This is a genomic window from Mycolicibacter acidiphilus, from assembly GCF_018455725.1.
In the GTDB taxonomy this organism is placed as follows: Bacteria; Actinomycetota; Actinomycetes; order Mycobacteriales; family Mycobacteriaceae; genus Mycobacterium; species Mycobacterium acidiphilum.
In genome coordinates this window covers 1-825 of sequence record NZ_JAHCLR010000131.1, presented here as the reverse complement: position 1 = coordinate 825, position 825 = coordinate 1, and the positions used below count along the sequence as shown (strand labels likewise).

At 70.7% G+C, this 825-nt stretch carries 1 protein-coding gene; it reads right to left on the bottom strand.

All coding sequences use genetic code 11. The features are described 5' to 3' along the window. On the bottom strand, positions 1-825 hold an 825-nt coding region (locus KIH27_RS22160; RefSeq protein WP_284144797.1), incomplete at both ends, for a KS-MAT linker domain-containing protein.

Here is an 825-nt window from a genome sequence, read left to right as displayed (position 1 = left end):
AATGCGAACCCTGACCCGAGAACACGAACACCGTGCCGGACCGGGTGGGGCCGACCTCCGCCACACCGGGCGCGGATTCCCCGGCCGCCAGTGCCGTCAACCCGGTGATCGCCTGGGCGTGGTCCCGGGCGCAGACCGCCGTGGCGTACTTGAACCGGCTTCGGTGCCGGCCCAGGGTGTGGGCGACGTCGGCGAGTGGCACGTCCGCGCCGTCACCGGCCAGCCAGTCGGCGAGTGCCCCGGCGTTCGCGGCGACTCGCTGCGGCGTCTTACCGGAGATGACCAACGTCTGAATCGGCGAAGAAGCCTCGGCCGCAACCGGTTCCACAGCGGGAGCCTGTTCGATCACCACGTGCGCGTTGGTGCCGGACACGCCGAACGACGACACCCCGGCACGGCGCGGGCGTTCCACCGCGGGCCAGGCCATGCCGTCGACTGGGATGACGAACTGCGACGCGCCGGCTGAGGCGTTCGGTGTCAGCGTGTTGAAGTTGATGTGCGGCGGCACGAAGCCCTGCTGCACGCTGAGCACGGTCTTGATGAAGCCGGTCACCCCGGCCGCGGACTCCAGGTGGCCGAGGTTGGTCTTCGCCGCGCCGATCACCAGCGGGGCGGAGCCGCCCCGGTCGGCGACAACCTGTGCCAGCGCATCCAATTCGATCGGATCACCCAGCGCCGTACCGGTGCCGTGCGCCTCGATGTAATCCACATCAGCGGGCGTCAACCGCGCCGACGCCAACGCCGCCCGCACCACCGCCTGCTGCGCCGGACCCGACGGCACCGTCTGACCCGACGACGGCCCATCCTGATTCACCGCCGAACCGA